Source organism: Amycolatopsis marina, assembly GCF_900111885.1.
GTDB classification, from domain to species: domain Bacteria; phylum Actinomycetota; class Actinomycetes; order Mycobacteriales; family Pseudonocardiaceae; genus Amycolatopsis; species Amycolatopsis marina.
The window spans coordinates 113,041-138,248 of record NZ_FOKG01000014.1 but is presented as its reverse complement, the minus strand read 5'-3'; the positions used below and the strand labels follow the sequence as shown (position 1 = coordinate 138,248).

Annotated in this window: 20 protein-coding genes; 6 read left to right on the top strand and 14 right to left on the bottom strand. The window is 67.3% G+C overall.

Features of this window, described 5'->3' with window-relative positions:
- The first annotated feature begins 57 nt into the window (after nt 1-57).
- On the top strand, nt 58-2,292 hold the full coding sequence (locus BM199_RS22345) for a terpene synthase family protein (RefSeq protein WP_091675257.1): 2,235 nt from the start codon (nt 58-60) through the stop codon (nt 2,290-2,292).
- A 70-nt stretch (nt 2,293-2,362) separates the two neighbouring features.
- Here BM199_RS22345 and BM199_RS22340 read toward each other — a convergent pair whose 3' ends face one another.
- The 3 genes from BM199_RS22340 to BM199_RS22330 all read right to left on the bottom strand — a co-directional run bounded on the left by BM199_RS22340 (nt 2,363) and on the right by BM199_RS22330 (nt 6,641).
- Entirely contained in the window at nt 2,363-4,477 is a 2,115-nt protein-coding gene (locus BM199_RS22340) for a PQQ-dependent sugar dehydrogenase (RefSeq protein ID WP_091675334.1), read from the bottom strand.
- A gap of 83 nt (nt 4,478-4,560) precedes the next feature.
- The gene (locus BM199_RS22335; RefSeq protein WP_091675256.1) at nt 4,561-5,520 is read right to left on the bottom strand and encodes a sugar phosphate isomerase/epimerase family protein; all 960 of its coding nucleotides are present in this window, start codon (nt 5,518-5,520) and stop codon (nt 4,561-4,563) included.
- Between the two features lie 209 nt (nt 5,521-5,729).
- Complete coding sequence (locus tag BM199_RS22330; protein WP_091675255.1) at nt 5,730-6,641, bottom strand: TetR/AcrR family transcriptional regulator C-terminal domain-containing protein; 912 nt, start codon at nt 6,639-6,641, stop codon at nt 5,730-5,732.
- 139 nt (nt 6,642-6,780) lie between these two features.
- Between BM199_RS22330 and BM199_RS22325 the strand changes: the two genes are divergently transcribed.
- Complete coding sequence (locus BM199_RS22325; protein ID WP_091675254.1) at nt 6,781-7,938, top strand: C45 family peptidase; 1,158 nt, start codon at nt 6,781-6,783, stop codon at nt 7,936-7,938.
- Between the two features lies 1 nt (nt 7,939).
- Here BM199_RS22325 and mptB read toward each other — a convergent pair whose 3' ends face one another.
- Both mptB and BM199_RS22315 read right to left on the bottom strand, forming a co-directional pair.
- Nucleotides 7,940-9,490 (bottom strand): polyprenol phosphomannose-dependent alpha 1,6 mannosyltransferase MptB, encoded by a 1,551-nt coding sequence (gene mptB, locus BM199_RS22320; RefSeq protein WP_177242740.1) that lies wholly within the window; start codon nt 9,488-9,490, stop codon nt 7,940-7,942.
- A gap of 298 nt (nt 9,491-9,788) precedes the next feature.
- Nucleotides 9,789-10,691: a bile acid:sodium symporter family protein gene (locus tag BM199_RS22315; RefSeq protein WP_091675253.1), complete on the bottom strand. Its 903-nt coding sequence runs from the start codon at nt 10,689-10,691 to the stop codon at nt 9,789-9,791.
- Between the two features lie 206 nt (nt 10,692-10,897).
- Between BM199_RS22315 and BM199_RS22310 the strand changes: the two genes are divergently transcribed.
- The 3 genes from BM199_RS22310 to BM199_RS33955 all read left to right on the top strand — a co-directional run bounded on the left by BM199_RS22310 (nt 10,898) and on the right by BM199_RS33955 (nt 12,089).
- Nucleotides 10,898-11,347 carry a MarR family winged helix-turn-helix transcriptional regulator gene (locus tag BM199_RS22310; RefSeq protein WP_091675252.1) on the top strand — a complete coding sequence of 150 codons (450 nt, stop codon included), beginning with the start codon at nt 10,898-10,900 and terminating at the stop codon, nt 11,345-11,347.
- A 110-nt stretch (nt 11,348-11,457) separates the two neighbouring features.
- On the top strand, nt 11,458-11,946 hold the full coding sequence (locus tag BM199_RS22305; RefSeq protein ID WP_091675251.1) for a hypothetical protein: 489 nt from the start codon (nt 11,458-11,460) through the stop codon (nt 11,944-11,946).
- Nucleotides 11,943-12,089, top strand: coding sequence for a hypothetical protein (locus BM199_RS33955; RefSeq protein ID WP_177242739.1), 147 nt, complete (start codon nt 11,943-11,945; stop codon nt 12,087-12,089). Before BM199_RS22305 ends, BM199_RS33955 begins: the two co-directional genes overlap by 4 nt.
- 9 nt (nt 12,090-12,098) lie before the next feature.
- Here BM199_RS33955 and BM199_RS22300 read toward each other — a convergent pair whose 3' ends face one another.
- Entirely contained in the window at nt 12,099-12,590 is a 492-nt protein-coding gene (locus BM199_RS22300) for a DinB family protein (RefSeq protein WP_091675250.1), read from the bottom strand.
- Nucleotides 12,587-13,234: a class I SAM-dependent methyltransferase gene (locus BM199_RS22295; RefSeq protein WP_091675333.1), complete on the bottom strand. Its 648-nt coding sequence runs from the start codon at nt 13,232-13,234 to the stop codon at nt 12,587-12,589. Before BM199_RS22295 ends, BM199_RS22300 begins: the two co-directional genes overlap by 4 nt.
- 72 nt (nt 13,235-13,306) lie before the next feature.
- Here BM199_RS22295 and BM199_RS22290 point away from each other — a divergent pair, with 72 nt between their 5' ends.
- Nucleotides 13,307-13,900, top strand: coding sequence for a helix-turn-helix domain-containing protein (locus BM199_RS22290; protein ID WP_091675249.1), 594 nt, complete (start codon nt 13,307-13,309; stop codon nt 13,898-13,900).
- A gap of 26 nt (nt 13,901-13,926) precedes the next feature.
- Here the strand turns inward: BM199_RS22290 and BM199_RS22285 are convergent, their stop codons facing one another.
- The 7 genes from BM199_RS22285 to BM199_RS22255 form a co-directional block, all read right to left on the bottom strand.
- The gene (locus BM199_RS22285; protein ID WP_091675248.1) at nt 13,927-15,135 is read right to left on the bottom strand and encodes a PucR-like N-terminal domain-containing protein; all 1,209 of its coding nucleotides are present in this window, start codon (nt 15,133-15,135) and stop codon (nt 13,927-13,929) included.
- A gap of 114 nt (nt 15,136-15,249) precedes the next feature.
- Nucleotides 15,250-17,559, bottom strand: coding sequence for an ATP-binding protein (locus BM199_RS22280; protein ID WP_342741725.1), 2,310 nt, complete (start codon nt 17,557-17,559; stop codon nt 15,250-15,252).
- Nucleotides 17,560-17,897: 338 nt separating this feature from the next.
- Complete coding sequence (locus tag BM199_RS22275) at nt 17,898-18,692, bottom strand: hypothetical protein (protein WP_091675247.1); 795 nt, start codon at nt 18,690-18,692, stop codon at nt 17,898-17,900.
- 3 nt (nt 18,693-18,695) lie between these two features.
- Nucleotides 18,696-20,822 carry a hydantoinase B/oxoprolinase family protein gene (locus BM199_RS22270; protein WP_091675246.1) on the bottom strand — a complete coding sequence of 709 codons (2,127 nt, stop codon included), beginning with the start codon at nt 20,820-20,822 and terminating at the stop codon, nt 18,696-18,698.
- Entirely contained in the window at nt 20,819-22,951 is a 2,133-nt protein-coding gene (locus tag BM199_RS22265) for a hydantoinase/oxoprolinase family protein (RefSeq protein WP_218160401.1), read from the bottom strand. Before BM199_RS22265 ends, BM199_RS22270 begins: the two co-directional genes overlap by 4 nt.
- Complete coding sequence (locus BM199_RS22260; RefSeq protein ID WP_091675330.1) at nt 22,951-23,307, bottom strand: acetone carboxylase subunit gamma; 357 nt, start codon at nt 23,305-23,307, stop codon at nt 22,951-22,953. Before BM199_RS22260 ends, BM199_RS22265 begins: the two co-directional genes overlap by 1 nt.
- Nucleotides 23,307-25,148 (bottom strand): hydantoinase/oxoprolinase family protein, encoded by a 1,842-nt coding sequence (locus BM199_RS22255; RefSeq protein WP_091675245.1) that lies wholly within the window; start codon nt 25,146-25,148, stop codon nt 23,307-23,309. The genes BM199_RS22260 and BM199_RS22255 overlap by 1 nt, the downstream gene beginning before the upstream one ends.
- Nucleotides 25,149-25,208: the final 60 nt, after the last annotated feature.

The window sequence follows — 25,208 nt, the reverse complement described above, 5'->3', positions numbered from 1 at the left end:
ACGCCGTTTCCGCGAGCGCAGCGCCTTTCGAAAAGACACAGAGAATGGATTCCGGCCATGCAGTCCTTCACGTTGCCCGAGTTCTACACACCGCACCCGGCGAGGATGAACCCGAACCTCGAGCGTGCCCGCGAGCACAGCACGCAGTGGGCGAAGCGCATGGGCATGCTGGACGCGCCGAAGCCCAGCGGCGGCCTCGTCTGGGACGAGGAAAAGCTGGCACAGATGGATTACGCCCTGATGTGCGGGTACACCCATCCGGACTGCGACAGCCTCGCGCTGGATCTGATCACCGACTGGTACGTGTGGGTCTTCTTCTTCGACGACCATTTCCTCGAGCAGTTCAAGTACTCCCGTGATCTGGCCGGTGCGAAGGAGTACCTCGACCGCCTGGAGCGATTCATGTCCGCGCCGGGGGAAACGCCGCCCGAGCCGGAAAATCCGGCCGAAGCCGGGCTGCGGGATCTGTGGGAGCGCACGGTCCCATCGATGTCCGAAGGCTGGCGAAGGCGGTTCACGACGACCACTCACAACCTGATGATCGAGTCCATGTGGGAGCTGGACAACATCGATCGCGGACGGATCGCCAATCCCATCGAGTACATGCAGATGCGCAGGCGAGTCGGTGGTGCGCCATGGTCGGCGAACCTGGTGGAGTACGCCGTCGGCGCCGAGATTCCCGACAGGATAGCCGCGACCCGGCCGATGCGCGTCCTTTCCGACACCTTCGCCGACGCCGTGCACCTGCGCAACGACCTGTTCTCCTACCAGCGCGAGGTGCAGGAGGAGGGCGAGAACTCCAACGCGGTGCTGGTGTTCGAACGCTTCCTCGACTGCTCGACGCAGCAGGCCGCGGAACTGGTGAACGACCTGCTGACGTCCAGGCTGCAGCAGTTCGAGAACACCGCGCTCGGCGAGGTTCCCGCGCTGCTTGCCGAGCACGCGATCCCACCCCACGAGCAGGGCGGCGTCGCGGCCTATGTCAAGGGCCTGCAGGACTGGCAGTCGGGTGGGCACGAGTGGCATGCCAGGTCCAGCCGGTACATGAACGAGGAAGCGGCTTCGATCGCGCCGAACCCGCTCGGCGGGCCGACCGGTCTGGGCACGGCCGCCGCTTCGCTCTTCACTCAGGGACTCCGCCATCGCGGCCCGCGACACGCACACCGGCCGTTCACACCGGTCGGTCACCTGCCGTTGCCGGACTTCTACCTGCCGTACCCGGTCCGCACCAGTCCACATCTGGACGCGGCGCGTAAATACGCCGTCGGCTGGGCGGAATGGGCCGGTATGTTCGCCCCGGTGCCGGGAACCGAGTTCGGCGCCGTCTGGGACGAGGAGAAGTTCACCGGGTTCGATCTCGCGCACTGCGCGGCGATGATCCACGCTGACGCGAGTCAGGTGCAGCTCGAGCTCTCCTCCGACTGGCTGGCCTGGGGCACCTACGGCGACGACTACTTTCCCGCGGTGTTCGGAAGTTCTAGAAACCTGTCCGGAGCGAAGTTGTGCCAGGAACGGTTCGCCGCGTTCATGCCGCTGGACGCAGGGGAAACGCCGGAACCGGTGAACGCGCTCGAACGGGGACTGGCCGATCTGTGGCAGCGGACGGCAGGGCCGATGTCGCTGGCCGCGAGGACGGAGTTCCGCACCGCTGTCGAGGACATGACCTCGAGCTGGCTGTGGGAGCTGGAAAACCAGGCGCACAACCGGATTCCCGACCCGATCGACTACGTGGAGATGCGCCGCAGGACGTTCGGTTCCGATATGACGATGAGCCTCGCCAGACTATCCGCCAACGAGCCGATACCTGCCGAGCTCTACCGGACGCGGGTGATGCACGAGCTGGACACCGCGGCCCAGGACTACGCCTGCTTCACCAATGACCTGTTCTCCTACCAGAAGGAGATCGAGTTCGAGGGCGAGGTGCACAACATGGTCCTCGTCGTGGAGAACTTCCTCAACGTCGACCGCCTCGCCGCCCGCGACGTCGTCGCCGGCCTGATGGCCGAGCGGATGCGGGAGTTCGAACACCTCGTCAAACACGGCCTGCCCGCGATGTTCGACGAGTACGACCTCGATGTGCAGGTGCGCGGCGCCCTCACCCGGCACGTCGATGACCTCAAGGACTGGATGGCGGGAATCATGGAGTGGCATCGGACCTGTGTGCGGTACAAGGAGGAAGACCTCCGCGGCGGCGCGGCCACCGGACCGCGAGAGAAGTTTTCGTTCCACCCGACGGGGCTGGGCACCTCCGCGTTCCGCCCTCCCGGCCGGAGCGCACTCCTGCACGGCTAGACCGGCGCAAAGCCGACCGCCCGTGGCACCCCGCGACAGACGGGGTACCACGGGCGGGCCGGGTCAGCTCTCAGCCGTGTGGCTGCAGAACGATCTCGGCGTCACCGGACAGCGCGGGCACGCCGTCGGCACCCGGATCGGTGTAGGTCGCGTGGAAAACACCACGCAGCTCGTCGTGTTCCGGGTCGTGGCCTCCCGGGATCGTGGTCTGGATGGTCCCGGTGCAACCGGAGGCCGTCGTCTGCGGATGACCGTGGTCGTCGTGGCCCAGGATGTAGGTCACCTGAACCTGCGAGCAGTCGACCGTCTGATCGTCGGTCACACTCACCTCGAACTCGATCACGTCACCGAATTCGAAGGCCTGCCCGTCGACCGGCTTGACGAACTCCACCACGGGCGCCGTGTTGCCGACCACGATCTCGACCTCGGCCGAGGCCGAGCGGCCACGGTGCTTGCCGCCGACATCGGTCACCTTCAGGCTCGAGGTGTAGACGCCGTTCTCCCGATAGGTGTGCGTGGGGTTACTACTCCGGGAGTCGACGTCGCCGTCGGAGTCGAAGTCCCATTCGTACCGCAACCGGTCACCCTCTGGGTCATGCGTGCCGTCACTCGAGAACGAGACGGTCAACGGGGCCTGCCCGTTGGTCACGTCGGCCGACGCCTTCGGGGTCGGCGTGTGGTTGCCATTCGGTCCGATGTAGTCAATCCGAGCCAGTTGCGCGTCCGGGTTCTCCGCGAAGTAGCCCTTGCCGTACTCGAGCACGTAGAGCGCGCCGTTGGCACCGAACTCCATGTCGATCACACCCGACACATCGACCGAAGGGACAACGTCCTCGATGGATGCGACACCTCCGCTGTCGTTCTGCCGGAATGCCTTGATGTAGTCGCGGGTCCACTCGTAGAACAGCGGCGCACCGTCGTAGTACTCGGGCCATGCCACCGGGGCTCGTCCTCGGGTGGCGGCGCGGTCGAAGTCGTACGCAGGCCCGGCCATCGGGCCGATCCCGCCGGTACCGAGTTCAGGGAACTGCTCGGACTCGCCGTAGGAGTACCACATCTCCGGCTGCTCGACCGGGGGCAGCTGCGTCAGACCGGTGTTGTTCGGTGACTCGTTCACCGGTGCCGCGCAGTTGAACGGCTCACCCGACTGGCCGGTGGCGAAGTCGTAGTCCACATAGGGCATGTCCGGCTTGACGCAGTAGGGCCAGCCGTAGTTACCGGCCTCGCTCGTGGCGATCCAGCGGCCCTGCCCTGCCGGCCCACGCTCCGGGTCGGGCGACCCCGCGTCCGGCGAGTAGTCGGCGACGTAGAGCTCGCCGGTCTCCTGGTTGACCTCGATCCGGAACGGGTTGCGCAGGCCCATCAGGTAGATCTCCGGCCGGGTGCCCGCGGTGCCCGGCTCGAAGAGGTTCCCCTCCGGGATCGAGTAGGAGCCGTCCTGTTGCACCTGGATGCGCAGCACCTTGCCCCGCAGGTCGTTCGTGTTCGCGGAGGTGCGCTGGGCATCGAAGGCGGGGTTGCGGTTCGCACGCTCGTCGAGGGGAACGTAGCCGTCGGACTCGAACGGGTTGGTGTCGTCGCCGGTCGACAGGTACAGGTTGCCGTCGCCGTCGAAGACGATGTCGCCGCCCACGTGACAGCAGATGCCGCGGTCCTCCTTGACCTCGAGGATCTGCTGCTCGGTCGACAGGTCGAGCTTGTCCCCGACCAGCTGGAACCGGGACAACCGCTGAATGCCCTCGAACGGAGCGAAGTCGGCCGCCGTGCCGGTCGTCGGCGCGTCGCCCTCATTGATGTCCGGTGTGGACGGATCGTCGGTCGGCGTGTTCATCGGTGGGGCGTAGTACAGGTACACCCAACGGTTGCTCTTGCCGTCGAAGCCGGGGTCGACGGCGACGCTCTGCAGCCCTTCCTCGTCATGGCTGTATACGTCCAGCTCCGCCGCGAGCGTGTTCAGGCCGCTGTCCGGGTCGTTCAACCAGAGTTCGCCGGCGCGGGTGGTGTGCAGCACCCGGCCGTCGGGTACGACCGCGAGGTCCACCGGCTCACCGGGTGTGTCGTTGAGTGTCACCTTCTGAAACGCCGAATCGTCAGGCCGCAGCGGCTCGGCCGTCGATGCCGGCTGTGCGACGGCGAGGGCCGCCCCCGCCGCGGCGAGCACTGCCACCATGCGTGATGCCCGCATGGTCACCTACCTCTCATCACTGTTCGGTTGGGTGGGGAGTGTTGGATCATTGCCAAGGAGTCCGATGTGGACCGGTCCCGGGTTCAGTAGCGCAGTCCGCGCAGATAGCGGTAGCCCACTTCGGCACTCTGCAGCGGACTGACGTCGGGGGTGTCGTTCTCGACGATGTACTCGAGAACCGAGTGGGCCCGGAAGATGCGCGGAAAGTCGATCATTCCGGTGCCGAGGTCGGCCATGTCGCCGGTGTCGGCGTGCCGGTCCTTCACGTGGTACTGCAGCACGCGTTGCGGTGCGGAGCGGATGACGTCGATGGCGAAGCCCTCGGGGTCGGCTGCTCCGTCTCCGTTCTCGATCCCGCCGCGAACCACCCAGTACAGGTCGATCTCCAGGTGCACCAGTGACGGATCGAGTTCAGCGGTCAACACATCCCACGGCGTCGTGCCACCGCCGAGATCGGTGGTGAACTCGTGGGCGTGGTTGTGATATCCGTAGCGCAGCCCGGATGCCCGTGCGGCCTCCCCTTCCCGGTTCATCTCCTCGGCCCAGCGCCGCCAGTCGTCGGCCTTCGCGGAATTCAGGTACGGCACGACCATGAACGACTGGCCGAGGGTGGCGGCGTTGTCGATCTTGGTCTCCAGCGCCTGCCGGTTCTCGCTGATGCCGTCGTGGCTCGAGGTCGCCGAGATCCCGAGGTCGTCGTAGAAGGCGCGCAGTTCACCTGCCGTGCGACCGAAGTAGCCCAGAGCCTGCTCGACCTTGGGGTAGCCCAGGTCGGCGATGGCGCGCAGGGTGCCGTCGAATCCGGGCGAACCCCAGAGGGCGTCGCGCAAGGTCCACAACTGGATGCTGATCAGACCTGGTGGCACGCGCGGCCTGCCGGTCGCTCGACCGGCGGCATGCGCCGGCGCCCCACCGAGGCCCGCGGCAAGCAAGCCCGCCCCGACCGCCCCCGTCAGCGCTCCGCGCAACATGGTTCGGCGGCTCATCCCACGCTCGGTGAGTGAGTGCCCCAGTGCCGCATCACCATCGAATCCGTAACACATGGTGGCTCCTACTTCTGTCCGCTCCAAGGGCGCTGACCTGCGTGGATGCCACCGTCAGCAGCGGCCTCGCAGGGGCGACCCCGACCGGCAAGTGTCAGCTGGGTCTCGTATGACCTGGAACACTAAGCGCACTTTTGATTACGGTCAACATAGGTTTGCGTGAACCGAACTGAAGCTTGATCATGTCAATCGCATGCGTACTGGAGCCGCTACCGGTTCCGCCGGTGCCGGATGGCCACACCAAGGCCGTCGAGATGGCGGGCGAGCCCGTGGGCGAACACCGCGTCGAGGTCCTTGGCGACGTCGTCCTCCATCAGGACCAACCGCGGGAAGCGGCCGTACAACGCCTCCACCTCGTGCCGCAGCGACAGCCACCACTGCTGGCTGGTGAGCCCGGTGTTCCGTTCCGCCTCGATCTCGTCCGCGACAGACAGCGCGACCCCCCGGACGAACGCGGGCAGCGCGACCGCTTCGCGCGTCATCTCCAGGCGGGTCAGCCCGAGCCCTTCGAGCGCGGCCAGGACCCACTCGGTGTGCGCCATCATTTCCGGAAGCAGCATCGGCCGGGTCATGGAGACCTGCGCGGCGAGCCATGGATGCCGCCGGTAGAGCTCCCACTGGACGCGGCTCACCAACTCCAGTTTCGCGCGCCAGCCTTCAGGGGCGGGCGCGGGAAGCTCGCGTTCAGCGAACACGGCACGGATCATGTGTCGTATCAGCTCGTCCTTGTTCGCCACGTGCCGGTACAGCGACATGACCCCGGCTCCGAGGTCGGCGGCGACCTGCCGCATGGACAGCGCATCGAGACCGTCGGCGTCAGCCACGGCGATGCCTGCCTCTACGACCCGCGCCGTGGTGAGCGTTCCCTCCGTGGGCACCCGCACCGCCGGAGTCGCGCGCCCCGCGGTGAGTACGACGGTGCCGACACCGGGGCGTACCTCGACAAGGCCATCGTGGCGCAACGTGGTGAGCACCTTGCTCGCCGTCGCCATTGCCACGCCCCATTCGCGCATGATCAACCTGGCTGACGGGACCCGGTCGCCGGGGCGCAGCTCGCCGCGGGCGATGCGATCGCCGATCTCTCCCGCAATCCGAAGGTAGGGCGGCACACTGGGTTTCATGTCCGAAGTGTACTAGAGCGCAAAACGCGTGCACTAGGGCACAGGTAGGGATAACCCCCGGTTATTCGGCGAAAGCTCGCGCGCCTCCTCGGCAGATGGGTACTTTGTACGCATATTCGATCACTCAAGGAGAAGCCAAATGAACACCAGCAACGACATCGTCGCGGGCGGTGGCGAGGCGGACTTCATGACCGTCCGTCAATTGACTGCGCACGGCAGTCAGATCGACATCGGCCGCTTTCTCGCCGAGGAAGCACGCTCCGGCTACGGCTGGCGTCCACAACCCGCCGATCCGCTGCGGGCCGGGGCGAGGCTCGACTGGTTCGAACGCAACTGGCCGCAGCATCACGCCAGAATGCTCGGAGCCGCCGAAACGCTGGGAATCGACATCAGAAGTGCCTACCTGGATGGGTTGACCGGGACGCCAGAAGGTTCCGCGTGCTCATCGACGTTCTACCCGCCGCAGGTCACGGAGAACGGGCACGGCCTGCTCGGTCGCAACTACGACTTCTTCACCACCAGCGCGTCCGCGTTGTTCGCCATGCTCTCGGGACGAACGGTCGAGGACACCGGCCCGCCCATGGCCGGGCGGCCCTATGTCGTCACCACCGTGCCCGACGATGGCCCGGCCACCACGGTGCTGACCATGAACGAACTGGACTGTTGCATGGAGGGCATCAACGAGTACGGGCTCGCGGTGGCGCTGCTCATCGCCGACTCCGGGACAGCGGGCGCGCCTGTCGTCGACGAACCCCAGGTCGGACTTTCCAGCACACAGCTACCTCGGTTCGTCCTCGAGACGTGCGCCACCGCGGACGAAGCCAAGCGTGCACTGCTCGGCGCGAAACAGTACGACCTCGGGACGCCGTTGCACTACCTGATCGCCGACGCGGAAGGCAACTCGTTCGTCTGGGAACACGGGCCCGGCGGCGACGAGCACATCGTCGAGTCCGACAGTGGCGCCCTCTGCGTCACCAACCACCTGCTGCACCGCCATCCCGACCCGGCGGCACTGCCCGAGGACACCGAGGAGACGCTGCGGACCTACGAGCGCTACCGCATGCTGCGGAAGCGGGCCACCGAACCCGCGACGACGGGCTCGGCACTGCGCTCTACCTTGGACGAGATCGGCTTCACCGCGGCCAACTCGATGCTGTATCCGATGCGGACGCTGTGGCGCTCGGTATTCGACCTGACCGAACGCACCATGTCGACTCGGTTCTACCTCGGCGAGCTGCCAGATGGCGAGGCCCGCCACAGCGAGGAGCTCACCTTCGGCCCGGCCATCACCCGGTAGCTCAGACCGAGGGCGTCAGTTCCCTGGCGCTCTTCGGTTCGGCTTCGGTTGCCAAGACGGTCCGAGCCGGGAACAACCGCCGCTGGAGCACGTACGCCGCGCCAGCCACGACAACGGACGCGACGACGTATGCGAGTACGAGGTCACCGATGCGGCCGCCGAAGTCGCCACCCATCGGCGGCAGCGCAAGGGCCAGGACCGCGGTCGCACCGGTGACCATCCCTCGTGCCCTTCCGCGGCCGAGGCAGACGGCAAACGGCACCGAAGCCCACAGGACGTACCAGGGCTGGACCACGGGGCCGAACACGATGATCGCCAGTGACACCAACGCCAGCGTCTGCAGGGCCCCCGTCCTGCCGCGGAGCTGCCGCCAGATCAGCACCGCGATCGCAACTACGGCAAGAACCGCGCCCACCAGTCTGCCGACGCTGATGGCCGACTGCGTTATGTCCACATCGAACCACGACCCGATACCACCCACCAGGAAGCCCGCCCAGTTGGTCGGCGCGAGCCAACTGTTGACCTGGGTCGAGGTACTGACAGTGCGCACCCAGCCGAATCCCAGCCCTGCGCCTGCCGAAACGACAATGGTGACCAGGGCCAGAGCGGCGGTCATGGCCGCCGCGGAGACGAGCAGATGTTTGAGGCCCGCACCCCACCGGCGGGCCAGTTCGGCGCCGACTGTCGCCAGCGCGATGACCGCGACGAGCTTGACGTTGGCGGCGAGCGCGATGACGCCCACGCCCGAGCACAGTGGCAACCAGGCAATGCGGGCACCGCTCAAAGCGGCCAGCGCCAGCTCCACGCCGACCAGCATCAGCCCGAGCATCAGCGAATCGTTGTGGATTCCGGCAACCAGATGCCACAGCACCAGGGGGTTCAGCACGCCGAGCCACAGGGCGGGTGCGGCAGGCACTCCCGCTCTCCGAGCGAGCCGCGGTACGGCCCACACGATCGCGACCAGGCCGGCGACCTCGAGTACCCGGTGCAGCGCGATCCCGGTGAATACGTTCTCGGCGGAAATCTGGGCGATCGTGCGTTCGACAGCCGAGAACAGCGGGCCATAGGGCGACGGTGTGTCCACCCAGTAGGAGCTGACATTGCGGGTCAGCTCCGCGTCGACCCCGAGGCCGGTGGCCGGTCCCACCGCATATGGGTCACCACCGCGCGCGGCGATCGCTCCCTGGGCCAGGTAGCTGTGCACGTCCCCGCTGAACAGGGGCGGCACGAACATCAACGGTGCGCTCCACAGCGCCAGCGTCCGCCGCAACCATCTACCGGTGACCGTGTGCCGACCGTCCGGCCAGGTCAACCGGCCGAGAAACAACCACGCCAGGATGAACAATCCCATACCCGCCACTGCGACAGTGAGCGTGACGAAAGGCAGACCGCCAAGCCAGTCGAATACTGTTCCGGAGTTCGCCCTGCCAGCGGTTCCGGCGGCAACAAATACCATCACCACGAGGAGCAACAGGCCGGCAAACCCTGTCCACCTGAGACATGTCGCGGCTCGGCCGGATCTCGCCTGCGCCAACCGTAACTCGTACGACATAGATATGAACTCCGAAACCCTGGCTGAAAATGGCACACCAAAGGCGCACGAAAAGGAAAGAGCAGGACGGAGAACATCGACAACGTTGTCGGCCATGAAATGCTGGAACAAGCGCCGGCAGAATTTGCGGCGCTGTTTCACACCGAGCGCACGGCGAACTCCGCCACGCACCGGCTCCTGTCCCCGACTTTCAGCGATCCCCTTCCCGGATGACGCCTCTCATGATCACTATACCTTGAGAGTATACACAAGGTGTATTGGTCCACTTGACCCAGGCGTCCCCCGAGGGACGCGGCACCTACAACGGCTTGGGAACCGTGTCGCCGACCGCGGAGGCCTGCCGGCCCCTGCGGCGGCCGTAGGCCACGACGCCGACCGCGGAGACGTACATCAGCACGCCGTAGACGGCCGCGGGCACCGCCAGGGCCTCGGATCCGATCACGTTGACGGCAATGAGAATGCCGAGTGTGGCGTTCTTGATGCCCAGCTCGATCGCGCCCGCGAGTCGACTCTCGAAGGAAAGACGGGCGAGTCGCATGATGCCGTAGCCGACGGCCAGCCCACCGAGGTTGAGCAGCAAGGCGGCGATGCCCGCCTGCCGGAGATAGGTCCAGATGTCGGCACCCAGCGAGATCGCGATCGCCACGATGAGGACCGCCAGGACCACCCCGCCGAAGAGTGACACCGCCCGCTCGAGCGCGGCGGCACGCTCGGGCCACCTGGCGCGAAGCGCCATGCCTATCGCGACCGGGACCAGCACGATGACGACCAGCAGGGCGATGGTTCGCAGAACAGGCACCTCGATCGCGACGTCCGAGGCCGCGGGCTGCCACCGCAGCGCGAGATTCGCCGCGATCGGCAGGGTCACAATGGTGATCAGGCTGGCCAGCACCGTCAGCACGATCGACAGCGCGACGTTGCCCCTGGCCAGGTACGCGATGAGGTTTGACGTCGTACCGCCAGGGCACGCGGCGATGATCACGAGACCGACGGCGATCGCGGCAGGCAAGGACAACAGGTAGGCGATCAGGAACGCCAGAGCGGGCATCAGCACGATCTGCCCGAGCGTCCCGACGATGACCCCACGCGGGTCCCTGGCCTCCCTGGCGAAGTCCTTCGACGTGAGCGTCAGGCCAATGCCGATCATGATGAGGAACAGCGCGACCGGCAGGCCGACCTCGACGAGCGGGTTCTGCTCCACAGTGAACTCCTTCGCGCACGCCGGCCCAGCCGGACCCGGCCGAAATCCCCCGCCAACGAAGATCCTCGTGCACGGCGGGGGGTTTGTCACCGGAAGGCCGCACAACGACAGCAAACCGTGCTGCTCGGCGACAACTCCGCGATCACCTCGTTCACCGCGGATCGGCGATCGGCACGACACGGAGCACGGTAGGAGACACTGAACGGATGACCGACGAGAAGGACAGCTCCACTCCCCCGGTGACCAGCACCTCCATTGTCGTCCTGACATTGGCGCGCCGGATCGAGAGCGAGCTCAACACCACTCTCGCGCCGCTCGATCTCACGGTCAGCAAACTCGGGCTGCTCGGCCATATCTCCGGCTTGCCCGGGGTGTCGTTCAGCGAACTCGCCCGGATGTCCGGCACCACCGTGCAAAGTGTGCACGCGGCGGTGAAAGCACTCGCGGCCGCAGGACTCGTCCGCGACAACACCGCCCGCCCCGGCTCCGCATCCACCATCGCGGTGACCCCTGAGGGCGCCCAGCTGCTGGATGCGGCAAGGGCCGCCGTGGCGCAGGTCGACGACCGGATGTTCGGCCCGGATGCCGACCCGATCCAGCGGCAGGTGGGTGCCGCGGTCCGTGCTGCGTTCGAAGGCGAATCCGCGGCGAACTGACCCCCGTCGGCGCGGTTGCCGGTCTTCCCGACACCGGAGCACCTTCAATCCGCCTGAAGCATTGCGCTAGGCTTCAGGCAACCTGAAGGTGTCTTGGGAGCGGAGAAGCCATGGAAGATGTGTTGTTGTCGGTACACGTGCTGGCCGCCATCGTTTTCGTCGGGGGATCGGCCGTCGCGGCAAGCCTGTTTCCTCGCTACGCGCCGGTCGCCGCTCCCGTTCCGGCCACGGAACCGGCGCAACCCGGCGCCTCGCAGACGACCTCCGGGGAGCGCAGCTTGGCCGTGGCCCTCGCGCTGCACCGCATCACCCGCGGCTACAGCGTTGTCGCCATCATCGTCCCCGTCGTGGGTATGGTGCTGGCCTCCCTGCAGGGCCGCATGGGCGAGATCTGGATCATCGTCTCCATGGTGCTCACCGCTGCCGCGGGTCTCCTGCTGGCGCTGCAGATCTACCCGCGGCAACGCGATGCGCTCATGCGATCCGCCACCGAGAGGGGGCTACGCACCCTCTCCATGTACGCCGGCTTCTACAACCTGCTGTGGGCGGCCGTTGTCGTTCTCATGATCGTGCGCCCCGGCGCACACACCGGCGCGTGATCCGTCGGGTCGCGCGCGGATTGCTCCACGACGTCCTGATCACCGGCGAGACGGCTGCCGCGAACGAGGCGATGGAGACGTTCGTCGATCTGCTCCTGCACGACGGCGAGCAAGAGACGGGCCCCTCGCATGCAGGAAAGTGACGGCCAGGGTCAGCGTCCGGTGGACCCGTCGATGAGTTCGCGCAGGATATCGGCGTGTCCCGCGTGCCGGGCGGTTTCCTCGATCAGATGGGCTAGTGTCCAACGTCTGGACGGCGCCGCGCGACGGTGCTTGACGGGGCGGGGGCCTGCTTCGGTGAGGCTGTCCCAGGACGCGATCTCCTCGTTCGCTTCGGCGTTGGTCTCCCGGTAGGCGGCGAGAATCGTCTCGGCCGCGTCGTCCGGGGCGACGTGGAACGTGGCTTTCCAGTCGGCCACCTCGTGGCCGAGCAGCCAGTGCCGTTCGACGTACGTGAGATGCCTGACCAGCCCGAGCAGATTCGTGCCCGATGGCACAACGGGAGCACGGGCCTGGTTTCCCGGCACGCCCTCGGCCTTTCCCGCGACGGAGGCGCGCAGGTAGTCGAGGAAGCCGACCAGCACGTCCCGCTCACCGGGGCCCGTCGACGGAGGTCCTGCGTCGCGTGCCCGCCTCGCGCTCATCGCCCTGCCTCCGGAGCCATTCCCACTCGCCGGATGACCAGTACGTGGTCGACGACGGTCGCGGTGCGACCCGCCGGGCCGGTGGCCACCCGACGCGGGGTGTCCGCACGTTCGATGGACCATTCCTCGGGGTCGAGGGCCAGTTCGGTGGCCACTTCGCGTGGTGTGGGATACCGGAGGCCGGGATCCTGGTTCCAGGACCACGGCGCGGTGGAACCGTGGTCCACGACGGCCAGCCTGCCGTCCGGCTTCACCGACTTCGCGGCCGTCCGCAGCACATCGGCGCGGTCCAGGGCGAACGGCGTGTGGAAGTACTGCGCGGACACCAGGTCGAAGGTGCCCGAGGGGAAGACCTCGGCGAGATCGGCGCGGAGCGCGGTGACGGACTTGCCGGTACTGCTGGCCTGCTGCCGCAGGGAGTGCACGGCGGACGCGGCGATGTCGACCGCGGTCACCTCCCAGCCCCGGTCCGCCAGCCAGAGGGCGTCTCCTCCCGTTCCGCAACCGAGGTCGAGTGCGGTGCCAGGGGGCAGGGGGCCGGCGATCTCGGCCAGTCTCGGGTTCACCTTCGCGACCAGCGACTCGCAGGCACGTCGGCTGTAGTGCTCGTCCCAGAAGCGGGCGGCTCGATCTTGGATGTTCATCATCTCCTCACCAGCTCGGCTGAGATCCACTCTCGCGCCGAATCCCCGCGAACCGCACGAGAAGTTGCCGATATGGCAAGATCGGGGGTTGTGGCGGACGAGATGGACCTGGTGCTGGAGGCGGTCGGTCCCCGGTTGCGCGCCCTGCGCAAACAACGCGGATTGACCCTGGCCGACCTGTCGGCCGCGACCCGGACGTCGGAGAGCACCTTGTCCCGGCTGGAAAGCGGTGGACGGCGGCCCACACTGGAGCTGCTGCTGCCGCTGGCCCGCGTGTACGGGGTACCCCTCGACGACCTCGTCGGCGCCCCTCGGACGGGCGACCCACGGGTCCACCTGCAACCGATCCACCGGCACGGCATGACGTTCATCCCACTCACCCGTCGCGCGGGCGGAGTACAGGCATTCAAGATGCTCATCCCGAGCCGCCCGGCTCCGGCGGAACCAACACCGCAGACGCACGGCGGCTACGAATGGGTGTATGTCCTCAATGGGCGACTCCGACTGGTCGTCGGCGACCGTGACCTGATCCTTTCCCCTGGAGAGGCCGCCGAGTTCGACACCGAGCTGCCGCACTGGCTCGGATCAGCCGACACCCACGCCGTCGAAACACTCGTCCTGTTCGGACCGCAGGGCGAACGAGCACACGTGCCTGCCTGCACCTGAGGTGGCATCGAGGGGCGGCCCCGCCGTCAGTCGAACACCGCGCCGATCGCGGCGAGTTGCTCCGCCCGCAGGGTGACTTCCAGGTTGAGTCGTTCGTTCGGGTCGTCGAGCCGGTCGCCGAAGAGCCCCTCCAGTTGGCGCATGCGATACCGGACTGTCTGTGGATGCACGCCGAGCTGGTCGGCCAGTTCGGGCGCGCTGCTTCGGGACTGGAGCCAGGCGAGCAGAGTCTCACCCAGTCGTGCTCGCCGCTTCGCGGTGAGACCGGCCAAGGGCGCGAGACTCCGGTTGCCGATCTGGGTCAGCAGGAATCGGTCGGTCAGCAGGAACAGCGTGCTGAGGTGGTCGACACAGTGCACCACCGGCGCGCTGGGGATGGCCCCATGGCGCAGCAGGGTCATCGTGCGTCGCGCCCAGCGCAGTGAGCTGGCCGCGTCGCAGAGCCGAACCTTGGGGCTGACCGCGGCGCGCCCGCCGGGGAACTCGTTCTCGACGCGCCCGGTGCTGCCGTCGGGAACGGCGAGGACCAGACAGGGCTGCGGTCCATCGAGGGCAGCCAGCATGCCCTCCCGGGCCGGGATCTCCGGCAGCTCGGTGCCGGGCTCCAGCGCGACCACGGTGACCCAGTCCGGCAGCGGCCACCGGGCAGCGGTGGCCAGCTCACGCAGGCGGTGGGGAGAGGCAGGAGGATCGGCGAGGATCTGCTCGAGCAGGCGGCGTCTGCACCGGGACAGCGATTCCGCCGCGCTCGCGCGAGCAGCTCGGTAGCCCTCGATGGAGTACGCGGACATCGAGCCGACAAAGGCGAAAATCGCATCCGCCCACGCGCACATGATGCCCGGGGGCACACCGTGCGACTGCCCGAACTCCGCGAGGTGACGCCACGCCACCCGCCCGCCGATTCGGTACGCGGCCTGCAGCCGGTCCAGGCTGCGGCCCTGCCGCAGCTCGATCTTGCCCAGTTCCCGGAACATGTCGGCGCACTGCTCTGGCAAGCCGTCGTGCCCACCGGCCCGCGACGCGGCGTACCGGACCGCCTGTTCCACGCCCTGCCGCACGCACGCGCCGAACGCGCCGTCCAGAGGTCGGGTGTACTCGGGAATCGCGTACTGGATCTCGTAGATGACGGCCTTGGCCAGCAGCTCGGTGTGTGGACGAAACCACTCGGCCAGCTCGTGCGACGCGATCGGCCGTCCGCCGGTTGTCGATACGGGACGTTCAACAGTGACCGTCATGGAAGTCCTTTCGCCGCCCGAGGTCCATCCGGAAACGATCTCGCGGCGGCATGCGGCACAGCATCGTGAGGACTACGTATTCCCCGTACGTATCCCGCTCTCGTCCGCGCCCGGTCAACCACGGCGGGACGCCACGAACCACGCCGCGATCTGGGCCCGGTTGGCGAAGTCCAGCTTGGTCAGGATGTGATCGATGTGCGTTTCCGCCGTACGGCGGGCGATCACCAGCCGGTCCGCGATCTCCCGGTTGGTCATACCGCTCGCCACGAGCTCGGCGATCTCGGTCTCACGCCTGGTCAGCACCATACGAGGATCATCCGTAGCGCGGTCGGCGACCGACTGCTCCTCGCCGAGGGCGTACAACACGGCGTCACGGACGGACATCGTGGTCCCGGCGCCGAACTCGGCGGTGGCTTCCGCTGCTCCCAACCCCTCGGTCACCAGTGCGATGTCCCGTTGCATCGGTTCCACGAAAGCGGCGTAGTTGGTCGGTGCGGTACCGACCGACTGCCAGGTGGCGGTGGCCGCGCCGAACAGCCTCGCCGCCCTGCGCCACCGGCCCGCGTGGGTCTCACACCCGGCCATGACCGTCAGTGAGAAGGCGATGACCACGCGGTCGTCGATGCGGCGCTGCAGCCGCAGCAACTGCAGCCCCGCGTTCGTGGCCCGCTCGAGATCACCACGCAGATACTCGGCCGCGCTTTCCGACCACAGCGCCCACGACCGCCAGAACACCTCACCGCGGGCGACATAGTTCTGGACACAGTCCCGGAGCACCTCGCGACCTCGGTCCAGATCACCGGACAAACTGACGGCAAGGCCGTAGTTGAACGTCGACCACAGTTCGCCGCCGAGATCCTGGTGCCTGCGGAACTGACCGGCCGCCGCGTGGAACAGCTCAGCGGCCCGTTCGCTGTTGTCACCGATCAGCGCCGCGTAGGCAAGCACGTGGTCGGCATAGGCGCCCGCCAGTTCGTCACCGGTCTCCTCGGCCACCTCGGCGGCGCTCGCCAGTGTGGTCTCGAAGGCGGGCATGTCACCCTGGATCAGCGCGAGGAACGCATAGGTCGACAGGGCGGTGGACCGGTTCCCCGCGTCGACGGGTGCGATGTCGAGGAGCCTGCCGAGCCAGACCCTGCCCTCGGTGTTGAGCCCGCGGATGAGCAGGTACTCCTTGATGGCGTGGACCATGGTCAGGCCCGCGGTCGCCTCCTCGGGAGCACTCGCACAGAAATCCAGTGCCTTACGCAGGTTGGCGTACTCGCGCCGGATGCGGTGCACCCACTCGACCTGATCCGGCCCGATCCACTCCGCCGCTGCCCTCGTGGTCAGCCGCAAGTACCAGTCGCGATGGCGCCGGGCCCGGCCGGTCAGGTCGCCCGCCACACTCAGCCGGTCCTCACCGTACTGCCGGACCGTCTCCAGCAACCGGTAACGCGCGACATCCTCGTGTTCCTCGCGCAGCAGAATCGACTTGTCGATCAACCCGTCGATCACGTCGAGCACCACCGTCCGGTCCAGTCCGTCGCCGGAGCAGACCTCCTCCGCGGCATCGAGGTCGAAGCTGCCGGAGAACACCGAGGTGCGGGCCCACAGCAGCCGCTCCTGCTCGGTGCACAACTCGTGACTCCAGTCGATCAACGCCTGCAACGTCGCGTGTCTGCCCGGACTCCATCGACGACCGCCGGTGAGCAGGGTGAACCGGGTGTCCAACCGGTCGGCGATCTGCCGGACCGACAGCGACCGCAGTCTCACCGCTGCCAGCTCGATGGCCAGCGGCAGTCCGTCCAGCGCACGGCACAGACGCGCCACGTCGCCGATGTTCTCGTCAGTGACGGCGAAGGACGGGACCACCGCCTTCGCGCGATCCACGAACAACCGCACGGCGTCGTACTGCTCGAAGCCGTCCGGTGCGTCGGCGGATTCGGGCACCGCCAGCGGGCGCACCGGCAGGACCTGTTCGCCCGCCACCGCGAGCGACTGTCGACTGGTGGCCAGCACCACCAGGTGCGGGCACGACGCCAGCAATGCTTCGACGAGCCGCGCGCACGCCTCGACCAGATGCTCGCAGTTGTCCAGCACGAGCAACAGCCGCCGGGCGCGAAGCTGGTCCACGAGGAGATCGATCTGCGGCCGGTTCGACCGGTCACCCAGGCCCAGCCGCTCGGCGACCGTGTTGACCAGCAGTTCGGGCTTGTGCAGGTCGGCGAGCCCGACGAACACCACGTCGTCCTGGAAGGCGGCCCTCGCGGCCGCGGCCACCCGCAGGGCAAGCCTGGTCTTGCCGACACCGCCCGGCCCCGTCAGAGTGACGAGCGAGGCCGTCCCCAGCATCTGCCTGGCCCCGTGGATCTCCGCGCTGCGCCCGACATAGGTCGTCGCCTCAGTCGGCAGGGAGTCCACCGGAAACCGCTCCACGGCCACGCCGGACACCTTCACATCTCACCACCAGCCCATTTCACAGGGATCATACTGATCCATCTGGCGGCATCGCCCGCTGAGCGGCCTCGGCGAGGGGGTGTCCGTGCACCGCAGTCGCACTTTCCCGGGAAAGTGCGACGGGCGGCGGGTGAGGGTGCGCTGTCGGGGTGATCGGCGGATGCCGCTGACCGGGCCGGGGTGACCACTTGTCGACATTGCTCGCGGGTGGAACGCGCGTACGAGTAGCGTTGCCAGGTCCACCCACGCCGTCCGTGTAGGGCACTTTCCCGAGAAAATGCCCTACACGGAGCGCGACCCGATACTACCGGGTTGACTCCACACTAACCGTGGAACTCGCGTGTACCCGCGGCCCGCAACAGGTTCATGTCGCACTCCGCGGGTACCGGCTCATCGGTGATGAGCAGCGTAATCGGATCGGCGACATGCTCCGCGGCCGAGGCGTTCCAGCTACGCCACAGCTCGGCGAAACAGTCCGTCGCCCCCCGCGAAAACCGGTCGGCAGGTACCAGCATGGCTCGGTGCCCCCCTTCCCCCGTCGCGTGCGCCCAATACCCGTCCGAACTGATGGTCGCGGCGCCACACAACACGGCGGGGACACCGAGCAACTCCAGCCTCCGCACAATCGGGCTGTGTGCGCTCCTCACCTCGGAGACCAGTTCGGGCGGCACCTCCGGCTCCCACACCAACAGCTTGCGGGCACCGGAGGACACGTACGCGGACACCAGTTCGGCCAGCACGTCGCCGCAGTCCAGCAGATCGAGCGGGACAGCGTCGTCACCCGCCGCCATTGCCGCGCTCAAGCCCGCAGGCCCGGTAATCGACGCCGCGACCGGGCGCTGCGGGTAGAGCGCGGTCAGGACTCTCGTCAGCTCGACCAGATCACGAAGTGGTGGTTGGGCGGCCAGTTCGACATCGACCAGGTCGATGTGTGTACCGGCCGCCCGCACCGCCTCGACCTCAGCAAGGGGATCGTGATGCGTCACCACCCAGTCCGGCCGTACCAGCTCCACCGCGTCGCGCAGCCGGTAGGCCTGCTGGACAGGATCGACGCGAACCTGCGGTGGGGCACCGGCCATCCGGGCCGCGACCTCCTGCAGAACCGGGACGAAGAGCATCCTTTATTCCTCGCCCGAGCCCGCGCCGTCCCAGTCCCAGGAACCGAGGTAGCCCAGGTGTTCCGGGGGTGTGTCGGCCCGCCACGATGTGACGAACTCGTCGTAGCCGCGACCACGCGTCAACCGTGCCTTGCGCTCCTCGGCCCGCGCGGCCTCGGTCGCCTCGACATCCACCTCCATGCGTTCGGCGTCCCAGACCAGCCGGTAGACCTGCCTCGCCACCTCGGGACTGATCAGTCCGCGTCGCAGGTCCAGCATGGCCGCCTCGGGGTCACGCTCCAACGGATCGCCGTAGCCACCACCGCCGCCAACCCGCTGGATCCAGATGTCGCCCTCCACTCGGGGATCAGCGGGCTCCATCGGGTTCGTCACCACGTACTCACCAGGGATCGGCTGGTCGCGCACCATGCTGGACGCCTCGAAGGTCAGTCCCTTGCCGCCATCGGCAAGCCACTGCCGCACCGCGTCCACACCACCGGTGGGCCTGATCTTGGTCAGCGGTGTACACGAGCCGCCGTAACCGCCGAACATCCCCCCGTTGGCGGGAAAACGCCCGCCCATGCTGGTCAGACCGAAGCCGAACATCTGGCTCCCGTAGAGCATGTAGGCCCATTCGATCGACGGCCCACCACGGAACCTGCCGAACCCGTGGTTGTCGGCCGGAATCCGTCGCCACAACCCCAGCAACGGCAGTTCCGCTTCGCGCAACTCCATCTCGCCCCAGTCCGACACCGGCGCGAAGATCGGACCTGCGGCGGGCTCGCCATCCCGGTCCGACAGCGCGCCGCCCCCCTGCGCGTTCATCTCGGTCGACACGTTCGCGTTGACCTGCAGATGCTGGGTAAGCCCGCCGTACTGCAAGGTCGGAACCTGCGGGTACCAGGGCGCCATCGGTTTGGCGGTTCCCGGCACCGCGTACAGCGCCTTGGTCACCACCTGGTGCAGCGCCGAGTTCAGCGCGAACATGGTCAGCAGGGACAGCGAGGTCGGCTGTTCGTTATCGGCCGTCAAGATCGAACCGGGCTCGAGCTCGAAGTCCAGCGCCGCGATGAATCCCGCGGTGCGCGGCAGATCTCCGTACAGGAAGTTCATGAACAGGTTGCCCACCATCGCCCTGGTGAAGTGCGCCTGGGCGTTGAGCGCACGGTCGATGGCCGGCGAGCTGCCGCTGGTGCGGAACGTGAGCCGATCGCCTCGTTTCTCCATCTCGACGTTGAGCTTGAACAGTCGCTCTTCCATCAGCGTGCAGTCACAGAAGTGCGCAGCCCGGTACACGCCGTCCGGCCAGGCCGCGATGCGTCGCCGCACCTCGGCTTCGGTGGTTTCCAGCACCGAGCGCATGCTCGCGATGAGCAACTCGGGCGAGCGCTCGGTCATGAAATCATGCAGCCGCCGCTCCACTGTCCGGGCGGACGCGAGTTTGGAGCGGATATCGGTCAGCCACAACATCGGGTCGCGGACCTGGTTCTGGAAAAGGTTCACGACATCGCGCCGCACGATGTAGTTCTCGCCGATCTTCATCGGCGGGATGCGGATACCTTCGCCGTACTTGGTGGTCGCGCGTACCGAGAACCCGCCCGGGTCGATCGCCGCGCCGTTCTCTCCCTCGTGGATGATGGCGCCGATCCAGGCCACGTGTTCGCCCTGCCAGAACAGCGGAAGCAGCAGCGTGTGGTCGGGATTGTGGGTGCCGCCGTAATTGGCGTCGTTGTGGTAGAACACATCGCCCTCGGCGATGCCCACGGTGGGTTCGTTGGCCCAGTAGCGCGCGATGAACTTCGGCACCGAGGAGGTGGTGGCGGAGAACATGTTCACGCCACTCGAGGTCGCGACCGCGAAGTCGCCTTCCTTCGTGTAGATGCCGATGATCAGGTCGCCCCACTTCGCCGCGGCGGACGCGCTGATCTGCTGCATCATCTCGATCGAGGACTGCAGCACCGCTTCGATCCGGCTCAGTCCCACCGACAGATCGGTAGGATCGGTGATCGCGGCGAGCGCCTGCTCCTCGCGCTCGGTCCGCGGCCGCAACCGGTACTCCGCGTTGATCTCCGGGTCCGGCCCGTACATCACCGGCTGGTTCTCCAGCAGGTCGGCGAAGAACTGCTCGGTACTCGACTGGTCCGTGCTCATGAGTTGTCCTCCTGCCGCATCGTGAAAAAGCCATGCCCGTCCATCTCGCCGGACCAGCCAGGCTCGATCACGATGATCGTGTCCGCCGCCTCGACGATCGCCGGACCGGTCAGCCGGTGGCCCGGGTTCAGCGCCGCGTACTCGTAGACTTCGGTCGTCTGAGGTTCGTCCGCGTTGCCCCACCAGCACTCTCGCGTTCCCTTGAAGGCCGCGCCGACCGGCTGACCGGAATCGGGCCGGTCCAGCTGGCGCGGTGCGGGCCTGGGAACCCAGGCGCGCAGCCGAATGGCATCGATCGAGATGCCGATCTCCTTGGTCAGCGCCAGATCACCGAAGCGGTCGCCGTACTCCGCGAAGTACGCCTTGATGACCGCGGCAAGATCGTCCTGGGTCTCCAGCCTGCGCACCGGACTCGCGATGGTGATGACGTAGAGCTGTCCGGTGGAACGGATGTCGAGTTCGACAACGGTCTCGATGTCGTCCGCAACATAACCCTGCCCGGCGAAGTCCGATACCGCCTTCGCGTGGAATTCGTCCACAATGGTGTTGAAAGCGTCGAAATCGCTGAACAGCTGCTTCACCAGGGGGTTGAACAGCACCAGCCACACCGAACGCTCATAGATGTGCAGCCGCTCCAGGCCGGCCGCTCCCGTGGCGGAGAACACCGAGCTGTGCGGTGGAACGACAACCTTGCTCGCGTCGAGCGCCTTGGCGTACCCGCAGGCATGCATCGGACCACCACCGCCGAAGGAGAACACGGCGAACTCTCGCGGGTCATATCCCTTGACGGTGATTCCCTTGAAGATCTCCGCACCCATCGTCGCATCGACGACTCTGCGGATCTGGCGGGCGGCCTCGGGAACCGAGATGCCCATCGGCTTGGCCAGGCGACGTTCGATCGCCCGCTCGGCACGCCGACGGTCCAGTTTCAGCTTGCCACCGTGGTAGTTGTCCGGATCCAGGTAGCCCAGCACCAGATTCGCGTCGGTGACCGTAGGCTCGGTGCCGCCCTGCCCGTAGCACGCCGGTCCCGGGTTCGAGCCCGCGGATTCCGGGCCGACGGCGATGCCGGTGATCGGATCAACTTTGGCGATCGAACCGCCGCCCGCGCCGATCGCGGAGATGTCCATCATCGGGATCTGCACACGCCAGCGATCGATGACCGGGTTGAAATCGTAGAAGCGGACCGACCCGCGCACCACGATACCGACGTCGAACGAGGTCCCGCCCATGTCCGTGGTGACGACCTTGTCGAAACCGTGGCTCTGCGCCAGATGCCGCGAGCCGTACAGTCCGGACACCGGTCCGGCATGCACGGTCTGAATCGGCGTGGTCCCCGCGAGACTGCCCATCCCACCGCTGTTGTGCACCAGCAACAGTTCGCCCCGATAGCCGCGCCCGCGCAGTTCGTCCCGTAGTGAGGACAGCCGATCCGAGGTGAAGCGGTGCAGGTAGGCATTGATCGTGGCGGTCATCGACCGGGCATACTCCCCTGCCCGCTGAGAGACCTCGTGCGAGAGGATGGTCGGGAACCGTCCGAGATAGACGTTCGGGTACTCCTCCTCGATGACCGTTCGCACGAGCCTCTCGTGTTCCGGATTGACATGCGCGTTCAGCAGGCACACCACGAATCCGCGTACTCCCTGATCCACCAGGTCCAGAACGCGGTCGCGGATCTCGTCGGGGTCGAGGGGCAGGAGGACTCGCCCGGCCGAGTCGACCCGCTCGGTGAGCGCCGCGATCCGCTCCCGCTCGATCAGCGGCTCGGGTCGCTGTGCGCGCGAGAGATCCCGGGTCGCGCTCGCCGGGAGGCCGTCCGCCCACTGCCTGCAACGGCCGACGGGAACCGTGTCCTGATGTCCGCGGGTGGTCAACAGGCCGAGCCGCGGGCCTGCACGTTCGATCAGGGCATTGGTGCCCAGAGTGGTCGCATAGCGGATCGCCGTCGTCCGACCGAGCAGCTCGTCCACCTCCGTTCCGGCTCCGGCCGCTATGTCAGCGATCGCGCGCAGAAAACCGATGGAGAGGTCGTGATGCGTGGTCAGGGCCTTCGCGGTGCGAACACCGCCGTCGTCGGCGGTGGCGACGCAGTCGGTGAACGTCCCTCCGATATCGACATTGATCTCCATCAGCGCGCCTGCCCTTCCCTGATCTCCGACGCTCGGGCCACCAGGGCGTCGAGGTCGATCTGGATGTCGTGTGTCAGCGGGTGACCCGGCGGCAGGTACTCGGTCTCCAACTGGACGCCGCAGCCAGGGCAGTAGTACTCCACGATGCGGCACCATGTCGGGTCGGGCGCGAAGCTGTGCTCACCCTCGAATCGTGCTGGGTGGATCTCGCGGGGATCCCGATCGTGCAACAGCAGCCCGCGCTTGTAGTCCTCGCGCCCCGAGCCGATGGCGTGCCCGCAGCGTTCGCAATGCCAGGTCTCGGTCGCGGTATCGAGTTCGAGATATTCCGTGACGCGAATGCGTTGGCTGCTCATCAGCTACTCCTTGTCGAAACCGTCAACCGAAGGGTGTCCTGCTCATCGACCGTCACCGTCCAACCGGGTGGTACCGAACAGGTGGTCGCCGACGACTCCACGAGTGCTGGACCGGCCACCGGCCGATCCAGCCGGAGGGCGGCACGGTCCAGCACGACCGTGTTCAGCTCGCCGTGGCCTGGCCAGCGGACCGAGCTCGTCGTGCTCGCAGGCGCTCCGGAAACACCTGGGCGCATGCTCTGTCCGGCGAGGTCCACATGTGGCAGTGCGTAGCTCGCTTCTACGGCAACCCATTCGGCGCCATCGCGCTCGAATCGCTCCACCTCGAGCTCGACGTCCTTTTCCGGAACACCTTCGCTGCGCATGTCGCGCAGCGCCCGTGCGGTCAAGGCCTCCTCGGTGGTCTCACCGGACGTGCCCGCATGTCGATGTCGGATATCCACAGTGGACGCTCCGAAGGCGGAGAAGACGGGCGCGAAGGGCAGGACGAGCATCTCGCCGATTCCCGCCGCCTCGGCGATCGCGGCTCCGTGCGTGGCACCGTTTCCGCCGAAGCCCAGCGCGGTAACCGAGGCCGGGTCGATGTCGCGTTCCTTCAGTTCGGCCGCAAGACGGGTTCCCGCGTCCCGATGCGCCGTCGCGAGCACCCGCTCGGCGGTTTCCACCACGCTCAGGCCGAGTGCTTCGGCAAGTGGCTCGAAGGCGCGCGCCGCCGCCGCCTCGCTGATCCGCATGTTTCCATCCAGGAAGGATTCGGGGCGGAGCACACCGAGTACCACGTCGGCATCGGTGACGGTGGGCTCCACTCCCCCGAATCCGAAGCAGGCCGGTCCTGGCTTCGCTCCGGCACTGCGCGGTCCGACCCGCAGCGTCTGGCCGTCCAGCCAGGCAACGGAGCCGCCACCGATCCCCAGCGGAACCAGGTCCGGCAGCGGGAAGGAGATCTCGACGTCCTCGACCTTGCCGTGCTGACGCATCGGCACCTCGCCGGAACGCAGAATGCCGACGTCCAGGCTGGTGCCACCCATGTCCAGGGTGACCAGGTTCCGCAGTCCGTAGTGCCGTGCCACCGCACTGGCGCCGAGCAGTCCGGCCATCGGCCCGGAGTTGTAGGTCTTACCCGCGATCGTTCTCGCCACCCGCGCGGCACCACCGTCGTTGTGCACGATGCGCAGCGGCCGGTGGTAACCCTGATCGCGCAGGTAGTCCTCGGCACGATAGAGGTAGTCGGCGACGTCGGGGTGCACGTAGGCGTTGAACAGCGCGGTCGCCCGACGCCGGTCCGGGTCGGGATCAGGTGCGACCTCCCCGGCCCGCAGGAGTGGCACCGAGTCCAGGCAGTGCCGTGGATAGTGCTCGGCGAAGGTTTCCGCGAGGTCTTCCTCGGTGACGGCAGCGCCGTCAGCACAGGCCACGACCAGTCCGCGAGCGCCGTCCTGCAACAACGAGCGGATTGCGGGCAGGGCGTGAGCCCTCGCGTCCCCGTCACCGCCCTTCGGTACCTCGGCCACCATGGCCGGCGCCACGAACAGGCCGATCCCGCTGTCCGGTCCGAACTGGGCGGGATCGGTGTCGGTGAGCAAACCGATCCGCGGCCCCCGTCGCTGCACCACGGTGTTGGTGCCGACGGTTGTCGCGTAGCGCACCGTGACGGTGTCGCGCAGCATGTCCGGCACGGTCATCCCCAGCGCACCGGCCGCGCCTTCGATGACCTCGCGGAAACAGGCGGCCAGGTCATGCGGGGTTGTCAACGTCTTGATCGTGTGCGCGACCCCGTCCCGCACGATGAACCCGTCGGTGAACGTACCCCCGGTGTCGATATCGATCGTTACGACCGCCATGTCTCTCCTCTCCAGCCACCCCAGGAGGGCTTGACCCGCGTCCAGCGCGGCACGGCATAA